19 protein-coding genes and 9 tRNA genes are annotated in these 19,326 nt (G+C 44.0%); 6 read left to right on the forward strand and 22 right to left on the reverse strand.

The genetic code is table 11. The features are described 5' to 3' along the window. Positions 1-22 precede the first annotated feature (22 nt). From OCU30_RS01735 to folA, 3 genes are read left to right on the forward strand one after another with little or no spacing between them, the layout of a single operon-like run. A complete protein-coding gene (locus OCU30_RS01735) occupies positions 23-790 on the forward strand; it encodes a threonine/serine exporter family protein (protein WP_077315317.1) in 768 nt (255 codons plus the stop codon). Next, the gene (locus tag OCU30_RS01740; RefSeq protein WP_077315318.1) at positions 787-1,254 is read left to right on the forward strand and encodes a threonine/serine exporter family protein; all 468 of its coding nucleotides are present in this window, start codon (positions 787-789) and stop codon (positions 1,252-1,254) included. Before OCU30_RS01735 ends, OCU30_RS01740 begins: the two co-directional genes overlap by 4 nt. A gap of 29 nt (positions 1,255-1,283) precedes the next feature. Further along, positions 1,284-1,763, forward strand: coding sequence for a type 3 dihydrofolate reductase (gene folA / locus OCU30_RS01745; protein WP_077315319.1), 480 nt, complete (start codon positions 1,284-1,286; stop codon positions 1,761-1,763). 140 nt (positions 1,764-1,903) lie between these two features. Here the strand turns inward: folA and apaH are convergent, their stop codons facing one another. The 6 genes from apaH to lptD all read right to left on the reverse strand — a co-directional run bounded on the left by apaH (position 1,904) and on the right by lptD (position 8,650). Beyond that, the gene (gene apaH / locus OCU30_RS01750; protein WP_077315320.1) at positions 1,904-2,716 is read right to left on the reverse strand and encodes a bis(5'-nucleosyl)-tetraphosphatase (symmetrical) ApaH; all 813 of its coding nucleotides are present in this window, start codon (positions 2,714-2,716) and stop codon (positions 1,904-1,906) included. 9 nt (positions 2,717-2,725) lie between these two features. After that, positions 2,726-3,103 (reverse strand): Co2+/Mg2+ efflux protein ApaG, encoded by a 378-nt coding sequence (gene apaG, locus OCU30_RS01755; protein WP_077315321.1) that lies wholly within the window; start codon positions 3,101-3,103, stop codon positions 2,726-2,728. Positions 3,104-3,169: 66 nt separating this feature from the next. Then, positions 3,170-3,979, reverse strand: coding sequence for a 16S rRNA (adenine(1518)-N(6)/adenine(1519)-N(6))-dimethyltransferase RsmA (gene rsmA / locus OCU30_RS01760; RefSeq protein ID WP_077315322.1), 810 nt, complete (start codon positions 3,977-3,979; stop codon positions 3,170-3,172). A gap of 13 nt (positions 3,980-3,992) precedes the next feature. Further along, the gene (gene pdxA, locus OCU30_RS01765) at positions 3,993-4,982 is read right to left on the reverse strand and encodes a 4-hydroxythreonine-4-phosphate dehydrogenase PdxA (protein ID WP_205408835.1); all 990 of its coding nucleotides are present in this window, start codon (positions 4,980-4,982) and stop codon (positions 3,993-3,995) included. Then, complete coding sequence (surA, locus tag OCU30_RS01770) at positions 4,975-6,267, reverse strand: peptidylprolyl isomerase SurA (protein ID WP_077315324.1); 1,293 nt, start codon at positions 6,265-6,267, stop codon at positions 4,975-4,977. Before surA ends, pdxA begins: the two co-directional genes overlap by 8 nt. A gap of 46 nt (positions 6,268-6,313) precedes the next feature. Then, positions 6,314-8,650, reverse strand: a complete 2,337-nt coding sequence (lptD, locus tag OCU30_RS01775) for an LPS assembly protein LptD (RefSeq protein ID WP_077315325.1) — start codon at positions 8,648-8,650, stop codon at positions 6,314-6,316. A 152-nt stretch (positions 8,651-8,802) separates the two neighbouring features. Here lptD and djlA point away from each other — a divergent pair, with 152 nt between their 5' ends. Then, positions 8,803-9,672 carry a co-chaperone DjlA gene (gene djlA / locus OCU30_RS01780; protein WP_077315326.1) on the forward strand — a complete coding sequence of 290 codons (870 nt, stop codon included), beginning with the start codon at positions 8,803-8,805 and terminating at the stop codon, positions 9,670-9,672. 221 nt (positions 9,673-9,893) lie between these two features. Here djlA and OCU30_RS01785 read toward each other — a convergent pair. The 12 genes from OCU30_RS01785 to mutY all read right to left on the reverse strand — a co-directional run bounded on the left by OCU30_RS01785 (position 9,894) and on the right by mutY (position 13,898). After that, a tRNA-Asn gene (locus tag OCU30_RS01785) sits at positions 9,894-9,969 on the reverse strand. 26 nt (positions 9,970-9,995) lie between these two features. After that, positions 9,996-10,071: transfer RNA gene (locus OCU30_RS01790), tRNA-Thr, on the reverse strand. Between the two features lie 37 nt (positions 10,072-10,108). Next, positions 10,109-10,184 (reverse strand) — tRNA-Asn (locus tag OCU30_RS01795). A 29-nt stretch (positions 10,185-10,213) separates the two neighbouring features. Beyond that, positions 10,214-10,289, reverse strand: a tRNA-Thr gene (locus OCU30_RS01800). Positions 10,290-10,337: 48 nt separating this feature from the next. Next, positions 10,338-10,413: transfer RNA gene (locus tag OCU30_RS01805), tRNA-Phe, on the reverse strand. 446 nt (positions 10,414-10,859) lie between these two features. After that, a tRNA-Asn gene (locus OCU30_RS01810) sits at positions 10,860-10,935 on the reverse strand. 7 nt (positions 10,936-10,942) lie between these two features. Beyond that, positions 10,943-11,018, reverse strand: a tRNA-Phe gene (locus OCU30_RS01815). 8 nt (positions 11,019-11,026) lie between these two features. Next, positions 11,027-11,102, reverse strand: a tRNA-Thr gene (locus OCU30_RS01820). 89 nt (positions 11,103-11,191) lie between these two features. After that, a tRNA-Phe gene (locus OCU30_RS01825) sits at positions 11,192-11,267 on the reverse strand. A 105-nt stretch (positions 11,268-11,372) separates the two neighbouring features. Further along, the gene (gene mltC / locus OCU30_RS01830; protein ID WP_077315327.1) at positions 11,373-12,500 is read right to left on the reverse strand and encodes a membrane-bound lytic murein transglycosylase MltC; all 1,128 of its coding nucleotides are present in this window, start codon (positions 12,498-12,500) and stop codon (positions 11,373-11,375) included. A gap of 55 nt (positions 12,501-12,555) precedes the next feature. Next, positions 12,556-12,828: an oxidative damage protection protein gene (locus tag OCU30_RS01835; RefSeq protein WP_077315328.1), complete on the reverse strand. Its 273-nt coding sequence runs from the start codon at positions 12,826-12,828 to the stop codon at positions 12,556-12,558. A gap of 11 nt (positions 12,829-12,839) precedes the next feature. Beyond that, entirely contained in the window at positions 12,840-13,898 is a 1,059-nt protein-coding gene (gene mutY / locus OCU30_RS01840; protein WP_077315329.1) for an A/G-specific adenine glycosylase, read from the reverse strand. Positions 13,899-14,073: 175 nt separating this feature from the next. Here mutY and trmB point away from each other — a divergent pair, with 175 nt between their 5' ends. Together trmB and glsB are read left to right on the forward strand one after the other, a co-directional pair. Continuing rightward, positions 14,074-14,793, forward strand: a complete 720-nt coding sequence (trmB, locus tag OCU30_RS01845) for a tRNA (guanosine(46)-N7)-methyltransferase TrmB (protein WP_077315330.1) — start codon at positions 14,074-14,076, stop codon at positions 14,791-14,793. 79 nt (positions 14,794-14,872) lie between these two features. Next, positions 14,873-15,793, forward strand: a complete 921-nt coding sequence (glsB, locus tag OCU30_RS01850) for a glutaminase B (protein ID WP_077315331.1) — start codon at positions 14,873-14,875, stop codon at positions 15,791-15,793. Positions 15,794-15,875: 82 nt separating this feature from the next. Here the strand turns inward: glsB and hemW are convergent, their stop codons facing one another. The 4 genes from hemW to proC form a co-directional block, all read right to left on the reverse strand. Then, positions 15,876-17,051 carry a radical SAM family heme chaperone HemW gene (gene hemW, locus OCU30_RS01855; RefSeq protein WP_077315332.1) on the reverse strand — a complete coding sequence of 392 codons (1,176 nt, stop codon included), beginning with the start codon at positions 17,049-17,051 and terminating at the stop codon, positions 15,876-15,878. Beyond that, positions 17,051-17,653 (reverse strand): XTP/dITP diphosphatase, encoded by a 603-nt coding sequence (locus OCU30_RS01860; protein ID WP_077315333.1) that lies wholly within the window; start codon positions 17,651-17,653, stop codon positions 17,051-17,053. Before OCU30_RS01860 ends, hemW begins: the two co-directional genes overlap by 1 nt. 193 nt (positions 17,654-17,846) lie before the next feature. Beyond that, a complete protein-coding gene (locus OCU30_RS01865) occupies positions 17,847-18,404 on the reverse strand; it encodes a YggT family protein (RefSeq protein WP_077315334.1) in 558 nt (185 codons plus the stop codon). Positions 18,405-18,471: 67 nt separating this feature from the next. Then, positions 18,472-19,290: a pyrroline-5-carboxylate reductase gene (gene proC / locus OCU30_RS01870; RefSeq protein ID WP_077315335.1), complete on the reverse strand. Its 819-nt coding sequence runs from the start codon at positions 19,288-19,290 to the stop codon at positions 18,472-18,474. Between the last annotated feature and the right edge of the window lie 36 nt (positions 19,291-19,326).

Genomic DNA, 19,326 nt, shown 5'->3' on the forward strand with positions numbered 1-19,326 from the left:
TCGTGATTGAGAGAGCCAAAACATGTCATCAAAGCAACGGGAGATATCTCGTTTAATTGCACAAGCCGGTAGAATGTTACTTGCCCACGGGGCAGAGAGTACACTCGTAGGCGATATTATGAAGCGGATAGGTTTAGCCAGTGGTATGAGCGAAGTCGAGGTGTCGCTTTCTGCAAGCTCATTAGTTGTGACTACTGTTTATCAAGGACATTGTATTACCACGACAAGACGCTGTGCTGATAGTGGATTGAACATGCAGATTGTGACCGAAGTACAGCGTATTTGTATCATGATGGAGCATGGGGTGTTAGATCATACACTTGCTCAGCATAAACTGGATCATTTAGCGCCTAATCGATATAACCGTTGGGTTGTGATCGTTATGATTGGTTTATCTTGTGCTTCTTTTGCCCGCTTAGCAGGGGGAGATTGGATGGTGTTCGCGATGACTTTTCTCGCGTCCGCAGTGGGAATGTTTTTTCGTCAAGAAATGGCCTCAAGACATTTCAATCCATTACTCAATTTCGCCGCCACTGCTTTTGTAACCTCGCTGATATCGACGCAAGCTGTCCGTTTTAATCTCGGTAATGTTCCTACGTTGGTGATGGCCTCATCTGTTTTGATGCTCGTCCCTGGATTTCCCTTAATTAACTCGGTGGCTGATATGCTCAAAGGTTATGTCAATATGGGGATTGCTCGTTTTGCATTTGGGAGTTTGCTGACGCTATCGATTTGTTTGGGGATCATCGCGGCTATGCGCGTAACCGGTGTGTGGGGGTGGGCGGTATGATGGATGTTATACTGGGTTTGGCCAATGATATGTTCTTTGCTGCTATTCCCGCGATTGGGTTCGCTTTGGTGTTTAACGTGCCTGTCCACGCTCTACGTTACTGCGCCATTTTAGGAGCCGTCGGCCATGGTTGCCGGTTTATCATGATGCATCAAGGATGGCCGATTGAGTGGTCGACCTTTTTTGCGGCGACTATCGTCAGTTTCATTGGTGTCTATTGGTCAAAACGCTTTTTAGCTCATCCTAAGGTGTTTACTGTCGCGGGAGTGATTCCTATGGTGCCGGGAGTATTTGCCTATAAAGCTATGATTGCGTTAGTACAGATTAACCATGACGGTTTTTCTTTGGCTTTAATGGAATCGCTAATGGAAAACTTTTTGAAAGCGATGTTCATCTTGATTGGTTTGGCTATTGGTCTTGCTGTGCCGGGGCTGTTATTCTATCGCGGAAAATCCATTATTTAATCGCTAACCTTATAAATCAGGAAAACCGCATGTTGATAAGTATGATTGCCGCTATGGCCAATAATCGCGTTATAGGACAAGACAATCAGATGCCTTGGCATTTACCCGCAGATTTTGCATGGTTTAAGCGCTGTACTTTGGGTAAGCCGGTTATTATGGGACGTAAAACTTATGAATCTATTGGTCGACCATTACCGGGACGTCCCAATATTGTTATTAGCCGTGATAGTGATCTGCTGATTGAAGGGGTGTCTACAGTAACCTCTATTGATGAAGCGCTGGCTTTGAGTGCCGACTATGCAGAAGTGATGGTGATTGGTGGTGGAAGCATTTATGCGGCCTGTTTACCTCGTGCTGACCGCTTATATATTACCGAAATTAACGCCGATTTAATCGGGGATACGCATTTCCCTGATTGGGGGGAAGGCTGGCACGAAACCTATCGCGAGCACTATGCTGCTGATGAGAAAAATCAATATAATATGGAATTTGTTATTCTAGATAAGTAATCCATAGATTGGTATTGCCAGAGCTTTATACTATAGTGCCGGGGACTCACCCGGCACTATAATCTCTAATAACTAATCGTCTCTAATAACCAATAGCACCTAAGAACTGATAGTACCTAAGAACTGATTGTGACGCGTCACTATTTATTTTTGAGTGAGCGTTGCTCAAAGAAGGTTTGATCCTCCCAGCGCAGCATGGTTAAACACCCGCCCCAAACACAGCCAGTATCGAGCCCAAAAAGCCCCTGGCTATGATAACCCTCTAATGCAGCCCAATGGCCAAATATAATCGGTTTATCAAATGTAACGCGCTCAGGGACTTCAAACCATGGAATAATGGTTGGGTCTTGAATATCTTTGGGTGGACGCTTGCATTGCATATCTAAACGCCCATCGGAGTAGCAAAAACGCATACGAGTAAAAGCGTTAATAATATAACGATAGCGCTCTAGGCCACGAAGGTCTTCTCGCCAAAAATCGGGCTGATTTTCATACATATTCCTCAGTAACCATTGCCAATCTCCTTGATGCAGAATTGCTTCTACTTCGCGAGCCGCACTGCGCGCCGTGGCGAGATCCCATTGTGGTGAAATGCCGGCATGACACATGACAAACTCTGCATGTTCGGCTAAAAGTGGTTGCTGGCGTAGCCAATTAAGTAGCTCGGTTTTATCTGGAGCAGAAAAAATTGGTTGAGTTAAATCTTTGGGTTTAGGCGAGTGGATACCCAGTGATACGGCAAGTAAATGGAGATCATGGTTGCCCAGAATGACTTGAGCTGAGTCACCGAGGTTACGCACAAAGCGTAATGTTTCTAATGATTTAGGCCCCCTTGCAACAAGATCACCTGCTAACCACAGTTGGTCGTGCTGCGAGTTAAACTGGACCTGCTCTAATAATAGTTGCAGCTCGTCAAGACACCCTTGGATATCTCCAACAATATAGGTCGCCATATCACCTCTCTAATGTAAAACGTTGGGCATTGCTAAGCGAAAAGGTGCAATGTCCGCCATAAATTCGTTACCTTCATGATCATTCATAACATAATGACCCTGCATAACGCCAACGGGAGTTTCAATCGAGGTACCACTGGTGTAAGTGTATTCTTGCTGGCTATCAATGACAGGTTGTTCACCCACCACACCATCACCTTCAACGGTGATTTGCTTGCCGTTGGCATCGGTAATGAGCCAGCGCCGACTCATCAGCTGAACCGAATGTTGAGTGAGGTTTTTGACGGTAATAAGATACGCGAAGATATAATGGTTTTTTTCAGGAGTGGATTGTTCAGAAATGTATTTGGTTTGAACGTGAATCTGAATGCCAGTTTGATGGTTCATTTAGCTTCCTTGTATGATCTGCAAATACAAATAGGACGACATCATGTCGTCCTATAAAGAGGTTGTTTAAGCAGTATGATTCGCATCAAGCCAGTTAGCTAGCGTCACGAACTGCTCTAAGGTGAGGTTCTCTGGGCGCATGCTAGACACAATTCCGAGAGACTCTAAGGTTTCTGCATCGACCAGACCTTTGTAGCAATTACGTACCGTTTTACGGCGCTGGTTAAATCCGTCTCTGACGACACGTTCTAGCCATTTCATGCTGGTTGTCGGATGCGGTAACACATCATATGGAACCAATCGAACCACTGCAGAGTCCACTTTAGGTGGCGGTACGAAAGCCGTTGGTGGCACTTCTAATACAGGCACTACTTTACAGTAGTACTGTGCCATAACGGTTAAGCGACCATATGCTTTACTACCAGGGCCGGCCGCAAGACGTTTTACCACTTCTTTTTGCAGCATAAAGTGCATATCAAGAATATCAGCATGATACTCAAATAAGTGGAACATCAGTGGTGTTGAAATGTTATATGGCAAGTTGCCGAAAATACGCAAAGGTTCATTAGGCTTAACCAGGGTCGAAAAATCAAAGCGCATTGCATCGCCTTCATGAATCGTCAGTTTGTCAGCTAAATCAGGATGAGTGCGTAAACGCTCTGCCAAATCACGGTCAAGTTCAATCACGCTCATCTTATCGATTTCACGAGCCACAGGCTCAGTAAGCGCGCCCAAACCTGGGCCAATTTCCACCATGTTTTGCCCGTTAAGCGGGTTGATGGCAGAAACGATACCGTCAATAATATACGGATCGTTTAGGAAGTTTTGACCAAAACGCTTACGCGCTTTGTGTCCCATATGGACATCATTTCTCATAATATTCTCAGAGTTATTGTGCTTTTTTATCAACTAGCTCGATAGCTTGCTGCAAGGCTGTTTGAAAACTGCCTAAATCCGCAAGGCCAGTTCCAGCTAAGTCTAATGCTGTGCCGTGGTCCACCGATGTCCGTATAAAAGGTAAACCTAACGTAATGTTTACAGCTCTGCCAAATCCTTTATATTTTAGTACAGGTAGCACTTGGTCGTGATACATACCTAAAACAGCATCAGCATCATTTAAATTTTTCTCGCTAAAAATCGTATCTGCAGGTAAACAACCAATTAATTGATAGCCTTTTTCCTGACGAAGTCTTTCTAGCGTTGGGTTAATCGTGACTTCTTCCTCGTGGCCTAATACACCACCTTCTCCTGCATGTGGGTTTAAACCACAGACATAGATACGTGGAGATTCTATATCAAACCGCTGAACCAGATCACTGTGCAGAATATCGATGATTTTCTCTAAACGCTCTGGTGTGACAGCTTTCGATACATAAGCAAGTGGTAGGTGCGTTGTCACGAGTGCTGTGCGCAGTCCTGGTGTTGCGAGCATCATAACCACTAGCGGTGTATTTGATATCTCAGCAAAGAACTCGGTATGGCCGCTAAACGCGACTCCAGCACGATTAATTATCCCCTTATGCACGGGGCCGGTGACAATAGCATCAAACTCACCATTCATACAGCCCAAAGCCGCTTTTTTCAGCGTATTTAATACATAATAACCGTTGGCCTCATTTAAGTGGCCAGCGATAACAGGTTCAGCCAATGGTGTATGATCAACCACAAGTGATCCAGCTTCTTGAGGTGAAGCTGGGCTATTAGCGTCATAATCGAGCAGTTTTACATGAATACCTAACTGCTGTGCTCGTGCTTGCAAAAGGGACTTATCGGCACAGATGACTAATTGGTGCGGCCAGTCGTGTTGCGAAAGAGCAAGAACAAGATCCGGGCCTATTCCTGCAGGTTCACCAGCCGTTACCACCAACTTCCTAACTATCACTATTGTTATCCTTCATCTTTTCAATATAGGCGCTGGCACGGAGCTCTTTAAGCCAAGTACTTGCCTCTTCGTTAAATTTACGTTTAAACAAAATTTGGTAAGCTTTATTTTTCATTGCTGAATCGGTTTTATCGACTTGGCGACGTTTCATCACCTCAACAATATGCCAACCATGGACTGTTTTGAATGGTTTACTTATCTGACCAATTGGTAGCTCTTCGACTTGATGCTTAAATTCTGGCACGAAGTTATCGGCAGTTTGATAACCCAAATCACCTTTTTGTGAAGCAGAGCCTGGGTCTTGGCTGTATTGCTGCGCAAGATCACCGAAGGTCGCTTGGCCCGATTTAATTTGCTTAATAAAGCCATTCAGTTCTTTTTTCGCTCCCGCATCACTTAAAATGATACTAGGTTTTATCAAGATATGACGCGCTTTTACTTCGGTGACCGAAACGGTTGGCAAGCCTTTAATATCTTTAACTTTTAGGATATGAATGCCGGCACCACTCACGAACGGGCCAATAATATCGCCTTTATGTTCGTTATCTATGTGGTCTGCAAAAATCGTTGGCATTTCTTCTTTACGCATCCAGCCCCAGTCACCGCCTTTTAACGCTTTAGGGCCTTTTGAGTAGGTCATGGCTAATTGTTCAAAGTCTTTGCCTTGTTTTAACTGTTTGACGATATTCTTGGCTTTCGCCAGCATTTCAGCTTTATTGTCATCATTATAGCGTAGCTGAATATGACTTATATTATAACGTACCGTCGCATCGGTTTGTTCTTCTAGCAGTTTCGACATGTTGTCGACTTCCGCTGGAATAATATTAATCCGGCGACGAACTAACGCATTACGAGCTTCACTGATTTTCATTTCTTTACGAATTTCAGCGCGAAAATCAGCGTATGAAATCCCTTCTTTTTTAACAGAAGCTATCAGTTGGGCTTTCGTTAACGACTTGCGTTCAGCAATGTTTGCGATCGCCGCATCGAGACGCGAGTCATCGATTTTTACCCCAATACGATCGGCTTCTTGTTCTTGCAGCTTTTCCATAATCAGTTTGTCGACGACTTGATCATGCAGTACGGCTGTCTTTGGTAGGGTTTTATTGTTTTGGCTCGCATTCGCTTTAATACGAGCAATGGCATTGTCAATGTCGCTTTGTAATATCACGCCATTGTTAACCACAACTGCAACATTATCGAGCTCTACAGGCTTAGCAACGGCAATGGTGCATGTCAGTAAGGTCACTAAACCAATTAATAGGTGTTTCCACAATTTCATTTCAGATCCTATTGAAATAGAGGGGCTAATATTAGCCCCTAAAAATTTAGTTATTCAAGAAGAATGGACGGCCATAACCGAGCGAGCTGCTACTTGAGATAAGGTCTGTGCCCATATTGGTACCCAGTCCTGTAATCCCGAAGCTAATACCAAAATTGTTCTCATAAGATGGCGAAGCATTAGGATAGTTATATAAATTAGACTCCCAATGATCCAGCTCGCGGCTATAGGTCATACCGAAGTACCAGCAATCGGATGTATAACGTAGACCAGCAACCCACTCTAAAGGTTCATCTGTTGTTAGATCATAAAAGTATTGGCCGGTTGCATACCATCGCCTTGAAAGTTGATAAGCCCCCATGATTCCCGCTTGAGATACACCATCTGTGGTGTAGTTTCGGTAATTATCTTGTGTAATAAAACTCGCCTGTTCTTGAATATAATCCAAGCTAACATAGCGATAGTTTGCTTGCACATAGCCTTTATCGAAACGATATTCTAAAGTGCTGTTCGCGGTTTGGATGGTGCTCTTATTGCTATCAAACTGTAAACCGCCATGATAAAAAACGGCATCATCGTAGTTAAAATCAGCATCTAGAGCCCATGCGGAGAAGTCTGAGCTATCAGAATTTTGCTCGATATCCTGTGGGTTCGATGCCGAATGGAAGTAGAAAATTTGCCCGAAAGATAAGTTAAAGCGTTCTTTGTACTGATCATCAAAGAAGCGAGTACTTGCGCCATAACTCAACTGGTTAGCAGAAGAAATATAATCAATACTGCTATAACGATTTGAGCGAAACAATCCGTAGTAGTCGGTTTGCAGTAGCGTAGTATCGTAATAGGAATAAATATCGTTTTGCTGTTTTTCAGGGATATACAAATACTGCACTTGTGGCTCAAGTGTTTGGGTGTACTCGCCTAAAAACTTGTCATTACTTTCTAGCGTGATACCAGCATGAGTACGGAACTCAGGGATAACACGTGAGACATTTTCTTTTAGGTCATAACCATCGGAGCGAATATTCGCAAGATTGACATCGTTTAAATCTTGATGGTAATAAGTACCCAATACTCGAGCTTCTGTGGTCCATGAACCCCAAGTGTTCGCCAGTGGAATGGTTAAGCCTGGTTCAACATGCACACGCGTTGCTGACGGTTTATTATTATCATCGGTTTCAAAGCGGGCGATATGGCTTTTTACATCAAAGTCTAAAAAGCGCATGAGTTCAGGTGAATGATAATTAAACGATAACTTAGGTAATAATTTATAAGGAGAGTCGTCAGCACTTTCTGTCAGCAACTGGAAGTTACGGACCAATAAGGACGTATCCCAATCACGAGTACGGTATTGGACTTCGCCTTCTTGCATTAATTGGCCGTCTTCACGGTTACCGATACTCGAACTTAAATCTGAGAAATAATCGATGTCACTGACTTTTGAGTAGTCGACCGAGAATTTCCAGTTTTTCTTATAGATACCGTTATGCTCATATTGGAAACCCCAACGAGCTGAATCTTCATCGTATTCTTGATCATCAGGTAAATACTCAGAGGTAATCTCGCCATGTCCAAGCTCAGTTAAATAACGGAATTTGTTATTTAATTGCACGCCACGTTTTTCCATATAGTGAATCGAAGATTCAAGGTCATAGTTAGGTGCAATGTTCCAATAAAACGGAACTTCTAATTCCATGCCTTCTTTCGAGCCATAAGAAACGCTTGGATATAAAAAGCCTGTTTTACGCGTGTCGCCAATTGGCACGGTTAACAGGGGTAAATACATCACGGGAACATTTTGGATTTCAAAGCGAGGGTTATAGAAAGTGGCTTCTTCTTCATTTTGATCGATATCGATACTCGAGGCCTTAAAGCGCCATGAATCATCGCCTTCAGGACACGTAGTGATAGAGCCATCTTCAATTTGATACACACGCTTACCGGTTTTAGAGACATAAACCGCTTTACCGCGCCCTGGCTGACATAAGAATTGGTAGTCGGTATTTTCTAATGTCATCTCGTTATTATTGAGATTATTGGTCGCTTTATCTGAACGAGTTTTGACTTGGCCGTCATTAAATTGCACATTACCATCGGCAACTACGACATTTTCTTTCTGGTGCAAAGTAACATTATCAGCTTTGATATGTTTTGTGCCTTGCGTAACGACAACGTTCCCTGAATAAGTTGCTTTATTACCGTTAATTGCTTCTAGCTTATCAGCCTCTACATTGATAGGCTGATTCTTCGAACTTTCCGGCTCAGGTTCATTGACGACACATTGATCAATGGCCGCTAAAGACTGGTTTTCTTTTGCCAGAACTTGCGGCGCGAATAGAGCCGCAGCGATCGAGGCGGCTAAAAACGTACGGGAAAAAAGTAACATTGAGTTGTACTATCCTGTTTAGCTTGAATGATTCCTAGAATCGAAAGCAAAAATCAAAAAATTAATGGGTTAGACATATCATAAAGGAAATTGCAGTATCAGACACTACCAGACTGCTTAACAAGTTAAAAATTCACATGTGAGAGCACATAATGCAGGTTTTCGGCAAAATTCTTGGCGCCTTTTTTGGCTTCTTATTTGGAGGTCCAATTGGCGCAGCGTTAGGACTTTTTATTGGGCATCAGTTTGATAAAGGGAGAAGCATTAACCAATCTAGAGGGTTCGGACAAACTTTTGGAGGCAGTCAAAGAGCTAATCAGGAAGAACTGCAGCAAGAATATTTAAACTCGGCATTTGCCGTAATGGGGCACGTTGCGAAAGCCAAAGGCAAAGTGACTCAGCAAGAAATTCATTTAGCAACTCAAGCAATGGAGCATATGGGGCTGCAAGGTGAACCTTTACGTGCGGCACAAAATGCCTTTAGAGAAGGCAAAGAAGCTGACTTTCCGTTGCAGGATACGCTTAAAAAAATTCGCACTATGTCGGCTGGGCGTAGTGATCTATTGCAATTCTTTTTAGATTTACAAATTTCTTCGGCCTTTGCGGATGGGGAATTGCAAGCCAGCGAGAGAGATTTACTGTTTAAAATTGCTCAGGGACTCGGGTTTTCAGCTTCTCATTTGGAAAGCCGATTACGTATGCAAGAAGCCGCTTTTCGTTTTCAACGTGGCAATGGACGTTTTGGCGGACAGCAACAATCGCATCGCTCAGGGCAGAGCAGTGGTTGGCAGCAAGCTGATCAAGACAACCAATTGGCTGATGCGTATGAAGTCTTAGGGGTAAAAGCGTCTGATGATGAAAAGACGATTAAGCGTGCGTACCGCAAATTAATGAATGAGCATCATCCAGATAAACTGATGGCAAAGGGATTACCTAAAGAAATGATGAATGTAGCGAAAGAAAAATCGCAGCAAATTCAGAATGCTTACGATGTCATCAGAAAAGAAAAAGATTTACATTAAGTGCCGTAGTAGGGCAATGATATTGAGGATGCGGTGCTGACTAAGGTTAGTGCCGCATTTTTTTTGTTGCAACAAGAAATCACTATATCAGTCAAGAAGAGCGTTAGCCTAATGCCGTTAATAGCTCTGTAAATGCTTGAGACGACGTTTGTGAAGATAAACAACAAGAAGTATGACATAAACGAAAAAAGCCACAGCAAGTGCTGTGGCTTTTTAAATAGTGGCTCCCCCTGCGGGACTCGAACCTGCGACATACGGATTAACAGTCCGCCGTTCTACCAACTGAACTAAGGGGGAACAAATTGTTTCTCAGTGAAGAGAAATGGTGCCGACTACCGGAATCGAACTGGTGACCTACTGATTACAAGTCAGTTGCTCTACCTACTGAGCTAAGTCGGCACTGATATCAACAAGTATGAAACTCATCAATAAAAAGTGGCTCCCCCTGCGGGACTCGAACCTGCGACATACGGATTAACAGTCCGCCGTTCTACCAACTGAACTAAGGGGGAACAAATTGTTTTCTCGCGAAGAGAATAAATGGTGCCGACTACCGGAATCGAACTGGTGACCTACTGATTACAAGTCAGTTGCTCTACCTACTGAGCTAAGTCGGCACACTAATTTTGTTCTGTTGCTGTTATTGAACACCAACATAAAATTTGTGGTGCCCGGAGGCGGAATCGAACCACCGACACGAGGATTTTCAATCCTCTGCTCTACCGACTGAGCTATCCGGGCAACGAGGTGTATTAAACGGTTTTTCGCTTTTTACGTCAACAGGAAATTGCAAAAAGATGATCGTTTGTTGTTTTTATATACGTTGTGCACTGTTTTTATCCATTTTATTCGTATAAACACCAGAAAATCAGGGAGAGCTTACATTAATATAAACTGAGAAAGTGCATAAAAACTGGTGGGAATCCAAGTTGCAAACGTGAATAACACCATGTTGAAGGCTCAAAGTTGCAGGACTCAAATGATCTGTACTGGAAATAGGTAGGCTCAGCTGGCGCAAGTGGTACATTTATGCCTTAGGGTGAGGCGGCCGGCGCTAGTCATTATTCTCACGTTGTTTCTAAAACCAATACGAAGTGGTAGAGAAGGCAATGTGACTTGTTGCTAGGATAAAATAGAAAAGCAGCAACGAAAAAGGCCACAGCAAATGCTGTGGCCTTCTTGAATAGTGGCTCCCCCTGCGGGACTCGAACCTGCGACATACGGATTAACAGTCCGCCGTTCTACCAACTGAACTAAGGGGGAACAATAATGGTGCCTCGAGGCGGAATCGAACCACCGACACGAGGATTTTCAATCCTCTGCTCTACCGACTGAGCTATCGAGGCAATATAAATGGTGCCGACTATCGGAATCGAACTGATGACCTACTGATTACAAGTCAGTTGCTCTACCTACTGAGCTAAGTCGGCACACTAAATTTATTGCTCGTTGATGACTATTAACATCAACTATTTCAAATTGTTTCTGACATTTGATTCAAACACCAGATTATAAATCATGGTGCCCGGAGGCGGAATCGAACCACCGACACGAGGATTTTCAATCCTCTGCTCTACCGACTGAGCTATCCGGGCAACGGGGCGCTATTAAACGGATTTTGCGTACTCCCGTCAACTTATTTTTGCAAAATAATTAAAAAAAGGTGTTATTTGTCGTTATTTTAGACAAAGCGCTGCTTTTTAATGCTGATTAAACTCTTTTTTATATTTTGTCACTTTCTCTAAGTAACGCCGAGATTCTTGGTTAGGATGTTTTTTTGTTAATGCCCAGTACACTTGATTGGGTTTTAATTGATTAATATCGCGCATGGCACGAGTGCGATTACGGCTAAAGGTATTTAACACCCCTCCTGTACCACCGTTATAAGCGGAAATCATACTGTATTGTAACGAGGTTGGGTTTTGTACCTGCTTTAAATATCGATTTTTGAGTAAATAAAAGTACGCTGTACCGGTATCTATATTGTTAGTTGGATTATATAAATACTGGGGAGAGGGTTGTCCAGAGCGCTTTTTGACTAACTTAAAGACATCTTTACCGGCTGTTTTTGGGACAATTTGCATCAACCCATAAGCATTGGCCCAGCTCACGGCATAAGGATTAAAACTGCTTTCTGTTTTGATGATGGCGTAAATTAAGTCTTCAGCAATGCCATAACGCTGTGAGGCTTTACGCACGATATTGGCATATTGATAACTGCGTATTTCGACTTGGTTATCAACCATGGGAATATCGACATAGTAAGACTTTTTAAAGTCGACGGTTTTCACTTTTAGGTGATTAGCAATCAAATAATCGGCATAACGTTTGGCGCGCCATGACCATTGAATAGCTTTATGATCTTGATCGACCACTTGCTTATAGAGAAATGGTTGGCCGTCGAGTTTGATCTTTTTCGAGGAAAAAAGATCGACTTGGGCAGGATCATCTGGGGTCAGTAGGGTAGTAATGATCGCTTGTCTTAAATGTTCTTTCGGCTCAGTGGTAGCCACTGTTTCAACGACTATCTTGCCGGATTCAAAGTTGACATCGGCACGGCTAAGATAATTATCTATGTATTTTACGTAGTTACGTTTACCCGCAATTTTAAACTCGCGTTTGCCCCATTTATTTTTTACTTTGCCAGAGAAGGCATTGATGAGTTGGTTTAGTGCGGCGGTATCTTTTTTGAATTGACCGGGAAGCTGAGCTAAATGTTTGGCGAAACGGTTGGTCGGTTCGTAGTCGACATCGTATATTTTTTCGATGAACTCTCGACTGCAGCCCGTTAATGATAAAACCAGTAAAGTACACAGCGTTTTTTTCATTCGTCCCTCATCCATATGCAAAAAGAAGGCTGACGAAGTTCGTCAGCCTAGTCATTTATTCACTTGGAGGTGTATAACCTTCAATGTGGACATCTTGTCCTTCAAATAAAAAGTTCACCATTTCCGTTTCCAGTAATTTACGATGTTCTGGATCCATCATGTTAAGTTTTTTTTCATTAATCAGCATCGTTTGCTTATGTTGCCATTCGGCCCAAGCTTCTTTAGAAATAGAATCGAAAACACGTTTACCGATTTCGCCTGGATAAAGCTGGAAATCGAGACCTTCTGCTTCTTTTTGTAGGCGTGCACAAAATACCGTGCGGCTCATAGGATATCCCCTTAATTAGATGTTAGTTCAAATGGTAAACTTTCTAGCAGCTGTTTAACAGGGGCTGCCAAGCCTATTTGTTCCGGAACTGTTAAGTTATACCAAAGACCTTTATTACCTTCCATTACTTGCTGAGGCTTTGCTGAAAGCTCGACCAGTACAGGAGTGATATCAAGGTGATAATGACTAAATGTGTGGCGAAAAGTGATTAACGTGCTGACTTTTTCAATGTGCTTTTGTTGAACGCCACGTTGATCTAATATTTCTTCAATCGCATTATTTTTTTGTTCTGGAAAACAGTATAGACCACCCCAAATACCACTTTGCGGACGCTGTTCCAGCCAAACATCATTTTCATGATGTAGCATTACAAACCAAGCTTCCCGAATGGGTTTGTCTTTTTTCGGTTTTTTGCCAGGGTAGTCGGTTTGATTGCCTTGCTGATAAGCCAAGCAGCCATCGGAAACTGGACACAGTGAACACTTTGGTTTGCTGCGTGTGCAAATGATGGCGCCCATGTCCATCATGGCTTGATTGTAGTGGTCGACATCGTGTTCGGGAGTATTGAGCTCTGCGTATTCCCACAATTGATTTTCTACCCGTTTTTGCCCCGGCCAGCCTTCAATTGCGTAATAACGCGCGAGTGTGCGTTTTACGTTCCCATCTAAAATGGCATGAGGCAACTTATGCACTGAGGATAGGATTGCGGCGGCTGTTGAGCGGCCAATACCCGGTAGTGCATTCATTGCGTCGATGTCTTGGGGAAATTCTCCCTGATGTTCATTGACGACGACCTGCGCCGCTTTATGTAAATTACGCGCCCGAGCATAGTAGCCGAGTCCAGTCCAGTAATGTAATACTTCATCTTGTGGAGCAGCGGCGAGATCCTGGACGGTAGGGAAGCGTTCCATGAAGCGCTGATAGTACGGAATCACAGTAGCGACTTGGGTTTGCTGAAGCATGATTTCAGACAGCCATACGCTATAGGCGGTTTTGTTCTGTTGCCACGGAAGATTCTTGCGTCCGTAAGCGTCATACCAATTGAGGATCGACTTTGCAAAAGGGGTCACGACAGGCTCTTTTTATGATGATAATGATGTAAAATTGCCGCATAGTGTAGTCGATAAGTACCTTAGACTAAACCACGGGGAATAAAACCAGAGAGGTTTTTCGGTTTATTACTTGCACCGAAGGCAATTCTTTGGATAATTCCCGCTCTGATTAATCAATGTGCAGGCAAAACCAATGAGTGAAGTAACGACTAACGAATTGACTGAAGATGGCAAAGTAAAGCGTAGAATACGTAGTTTTGTTCGTCGTGAAGGCCGATTAACTAAAGGTCAAGAAACTGCTATGACTGAATGTTGGCCGACAATGGGGATTGATTTCCAAGAGCAGTTGCTCGATTGGCAAGTGGTCTTTGGTAATAACAACCCAGTAGTGCTAGAAATTGGTTTTGGCATGGGCGCGTCTTTGGTTGAAATGGCCAAGAACGCACCAGAGAAGAACTTCGTCGGTATTGAAGTGCATACTCCTGGTGTGGGTGCATGTTTGGCCGCAGCGAAAGAAGAAGGTGTAACCAACTTGCGCGTGATGTGTCACGATGCAGTCGAAGTATTTGCACATATGATTCCTGACCATTCGTTAGCAACGGTTCAATTGTTTTTCCCAGATCCGTGGCATAAAAAACGCCACCATAAACGCCGTATTGTTCAGCTAGAATTTGCTGAGATGGTGCGTCATAAATTGATTCCTAACGAAGGAGTCTTCCATATGGCGACAGATTGGGAAAACTACTCGGAATATATGATTGAAGTCATGGAGCAGGCGCCTGGTTATCATAACCTCGCCACAGATGGTCCATTTGTTCCTCGTCCTGAAGAGCGACCTCTTACCAAGTTTGAGGCTCGTGGTCATCGCCTTGGACACGGTGTTTGGGATATTAAATTCCAACGCACTGAGTGAAGTTAACTCGCAATTAACTATGAATAACCAATGCCAACATTGCTTTAATGTTGGCATTTTTTCCCTTTGGAGAAAGAGGATGAAACCGACACAAGAAATATTAGACAGCATCTTAGATGACGTTCGTCCCTTACTTGGCCAAGGTCACGTGGCTGATTACATTCCTGCGCTCGAATGTGTTCCGAATCATAAATTAGGCATGGCTGTTTTTACCAATCAAGGTGAGGTGATTCACGCGGGCGATGCCCTCGAAGGATTTTCGATTCAATCGATTTCTAAAGCGTTGAGTTTAACGCTCGCCATGGGGCTTTATGAACCGGGTGAACTGTGGAATAAAGTGGGTAAAGAGCCGTCTGGTCAAGCATTTAACTCATTGATTCAGTTAGAAGTAGAGCAAGGGATTCCGCGTAACCCGTTTATTAATGCTGGCGCGATTGTGATTGCCGATATGCTCTATAGCCGCTTATCGGCACCGCGCCATCGCTTGTTGGAATTTGTCCGTGAACTCTCAGGAAATCCACATATTGTTTACGATAAAACCGTCGCACAGTCGGAAATGATGCATAGTGATCGTAATGCCGCGATTGCTTACCTCATGCGTTCATTTGGTAATTTTGATAACGAAGTTTTACCGGTTCTAAATAACTATTTTCATGCGTGTGCATTAGAAATGAGCTGCGTTGAATTAGCGAAAACGTTCAGCTATTTAGCGAATCAAGGTCGCTCGGTGATTACGGGAAAACCGGTTATTTCAGCGATGCAAAGCAAGCAAATGAATGCCTTATTGGCCACGTGTGGTCTCTATGATGGTGCTGGCGAGTTCGCCTATCGTGTGGGGATGCCAGGCAAATCTGGGGTGGGCGGTGGTATCATCGCTATTGTACCAGGAGATATGACCATTGCGGTATGGTCGCCAGAGTTAGATAAATCAGGAAACTCGCTCGCTGGAACCCGCGCGCTAGAGCTTCTTGCTGAGCGGATTGGACGCTCGATTTTTTAAGTAGAACGCCGCAAAGGATTTGGGGTTTTTGTTGGTTAAGTGGTGATGACGCCTCTTAGGTGAGGCGTCATTGAGTTATACATTATGCGTCATCTTCCGGCATAAACGCGCCGAGTAAGTCATTGGAAAATAACTTACCTTTATGAGTGATTTGCCAATGGTCACCATCATCACTTAAATAGCCTTCACCTAATGCCCATTGGATTGTGTCATGAATAGCGCTTAATGGTAGCCCTGTAGTTTCAATAAAATCTTGCTTAGGGCAAGGTTCCATGAGGCGGAAGCGATTCATGAAAAATTCAAATGGCTTATCGCGGTCGGCGACAATGGTTTCCTGATCTAAATAGGGCTTAACCATGTTATTTAGTGCGGCCAAATAGCCTTTTGGGTGTTTGACTTTGGTGGTACGGACAATACGTCCATCGTTAAAGCTGAGTTTCCCGTGCGCTCCACACCCAATTCCAAGGTAATCGCCAAAGCGCCAGTAATTGAGATTATGCTGGCACTGGTACCCCGGTTTGCTATAACCGGAAATTTCATATTGCACATAACCGGCTGCGGCAAGCTTTTCATGACCATGCTCAAAAATATCCCATAAGTCGTCTTCATCTGGCAGCTGAGGCGGTTTGGAGTAGAATAGAGTATTCGGTTCAATCGTTAGCTGATACCACGACAGGTGAGGTGGATTAAGCTCAATCGCTTTATCTAGATCAGCCAGCGCTTGTTGCGGAGTTTGATCAGGCAAGCCATGCATTAAATCGAGGTTAAAGCTATTGAGTCCAATGTTATGAGCGAGATGTGCAGCGCGTAACGCTTCTTCACTACCATGAATACGCCCTAATGTCGCCAGCTTTTCTGCTTCAAAGCTTTGTACGCCAATAGAGATCCGATTCACTCCCACACGGCGGTAGCCGGCAAAGCGCTCGGCCTCGATAGTACCAGGATTGGCTTCCATCGTGACTTCCATATCATCGGTGACGGTTAAACGCGCTTTGACACCATCAAGTAAGTGGCCAATACCCTCGGCTGAGATAAGGCTCGGCGTCCCACCTCCAATAAAAATGGAGTGGAGTGGTCGAGGTGTCTTGGCAAGCTGATAACGCTCTATGTCATGATCGAGATCCTCAAGCAGCGCTTGAATATACGCTTGTTCAGGAATGTCATTTTTTAATGCATGCGAATTAAAATCGCAGTACGGACATTTTTGTACGCACCACGGAATGTGGATATATAAGCTGAGCGCTGGTGGAGTTAGCATTAAGATTGTTGCTCTTTAATCGCTTGAAAAAGTTTATTGAGTGCTTGCCCGCGGTGTGAAAGCTGTTTTTTACGGGTGGGCTCAAGTTCAGCGGAAGAACATCCTTCTTCAGGTACCCAAAAAATTGGGTCATAACCAAAACCATGTTCACCATGAGCTTCATGCAGAATACTTCCTTCCCATTGGCCGTGGCACACCAGTGGCGTCGGATCGTCAGCATGACGCATTAATACGAGCACACAATGAAAACGCGCAGTGCGTTGCTCTTCAGGTACTTCTTGCATCGCATCCAATAGTTTATTGAGGTTATCCTGATCAGAGGCATCTTCACCGGCAAACCGCGCTGAGTAGATACCTGGCGCTCCTTTTAAGTGGTCAACTTCAATACCTGAATCATCAGCAATAGCCGCACAGCCAGTTTCTTTAGCGGCATGGCGAGCTTTAATAATGGCATTTTCAATAAACGTTGTGCCTGTCTCTGCCACAGAAGAGACATTGAGTTCGCTTTGTGCAACCACGTCAAAACCAAAGTCGGCGAGTAAACCGGCCATTTCACGGACTTTGCCTTGGTTACCCGTTGCTAACACTATTTTTTTATTCATGCGGATATTCTCTCCATACCGAGTTAGGGCTGTACACCTCGCTAATAGGCAGCATTAGGCGATACATTGATGGCAGAAGAATACCAGAATACCTTAAACGCAACGAGTTTTGTGTGAGGTAGAAAAAAGAAAATCTCCGCCTAAGGCAGAGATTTTTACTGAGGTTACCGAGATTGTCGTGGTATGAGTTTGTTTATAGTTGAAACCATACCGGTCCGACTAAATCACCAACTAAGTAGTTAGCAAATTGCAGAACAATAAACAGCACGAGTACGCTTAAATCTAAACCGCCCATCGCAGGAATAATACGGCGAATCGGGGCAAGCATAGGTTCAGTCAGTTGATGGAAAACAAATTCAATCGGACTGCGGCCTTGGCTCACCCAGCTCATAATGGCTTGAAGAATCAGCACCCAAAATAACAATCCACCAGCGGCTTTCACTAAGGATAACGCTGATAGGAGGAATAGATAAGGCGTGAGAGTAATCATGCTACCGGAGCTAATTGCGACTAAAGCGACAAACTTTAATAAACACAGAACATACGCGAACAAGAGAGTTGCGACATCCAAGCTACCCAGCGAGGGAATCACGCGACGCAATGGCCCGACGATAGGTTGGGTTGCTTTCACTACGAATTGAGAAAATGGGTTATAAAAATCCGCTCGAGCTGCTTGTAGCCAGATGCGTAAAATCACAACCATGATATACAAGTCTAGTACAGTCGAAACTAGAAAAGTCAGTGCATTCATATAAGGGCCTTTACATTGCCATATTAAAAATTGACGTCATGGTACCGCAATGCGGCAACAATGACAGTTAGAATAATGTTTCCATTTCTTGCGCACGAGCAACGGCGGCGCGCATTGCTTTTGCCACTGTTTCTTCTAAATTCAGTGACTGAAAAGTATTAATGGCTTCGGCGGTCGTTCCGCCTTTTGATGTCACTTGAGCGCGGAGTTCCGCTAAAGACAGTTGAGAGTTAGCCGCAACCATTTCCGCGGCTCCCAACGCCGATTGCTGTACGAGTAATCGTGCGGTATCACGGTCAAACCCTTGGGCCAGCGCTTCGTTTTGCATCGCTTCCATAAACAAAAAGAAGTAAGCCGGTGCGCTACCTGCGGCCGCAATAATGCCATTAATTTGCGCTTCTTGCTGTACCCAGCAGACTTCACCGACCGCTTTCATGAGTGATTCGGTAAAATCGCGATCCGTCGCGCACACCGCGTCTGTAGCATAGAGTCCACTCATACCTTTACCAAGTAAAGATGGTGTATTTGGCATGACACGAACTAAATTAAGCGTCGTAGCGAAGATGTCATTAATGCGCGAGACAGGAAGGCCTGCAGCAATAGAAATGACTAACTTATTACTAAAGTCGATACCTTGTAGTGGGGTGCACACGTCAGCCATGAGCTGGGGTTTTACCGCCAGAACGACAACATCGGCTTCTTGTACTGCTTTAAGGTTATCGCTGGTGGTACGAATGCCTAGCTCTTGTTCCATAGGCAAGCGACGCGTTTCGGTAGGAGAAGAGACTAAAATATGATCTGCTGGATAGCCGCTACGTACTAACCCTGCAATGATGGCTTTCGCCATATTCCCTGCGCCAATAAAGGTAATTTTTTTCTGCTCCATCTCAATCAGTTCTCCATAAGTTGTCTATGCTAATCA

It is taken from the genome of Vibrio palustris (genome assembly GCF_024346995.1).
Taxonomy (GTDB): Bacteria; Pseudomonadota; Gammaproteobacteria; order Enterobacterales; family Vibrionaceae; genus Vibrio; species Vibrio palustris.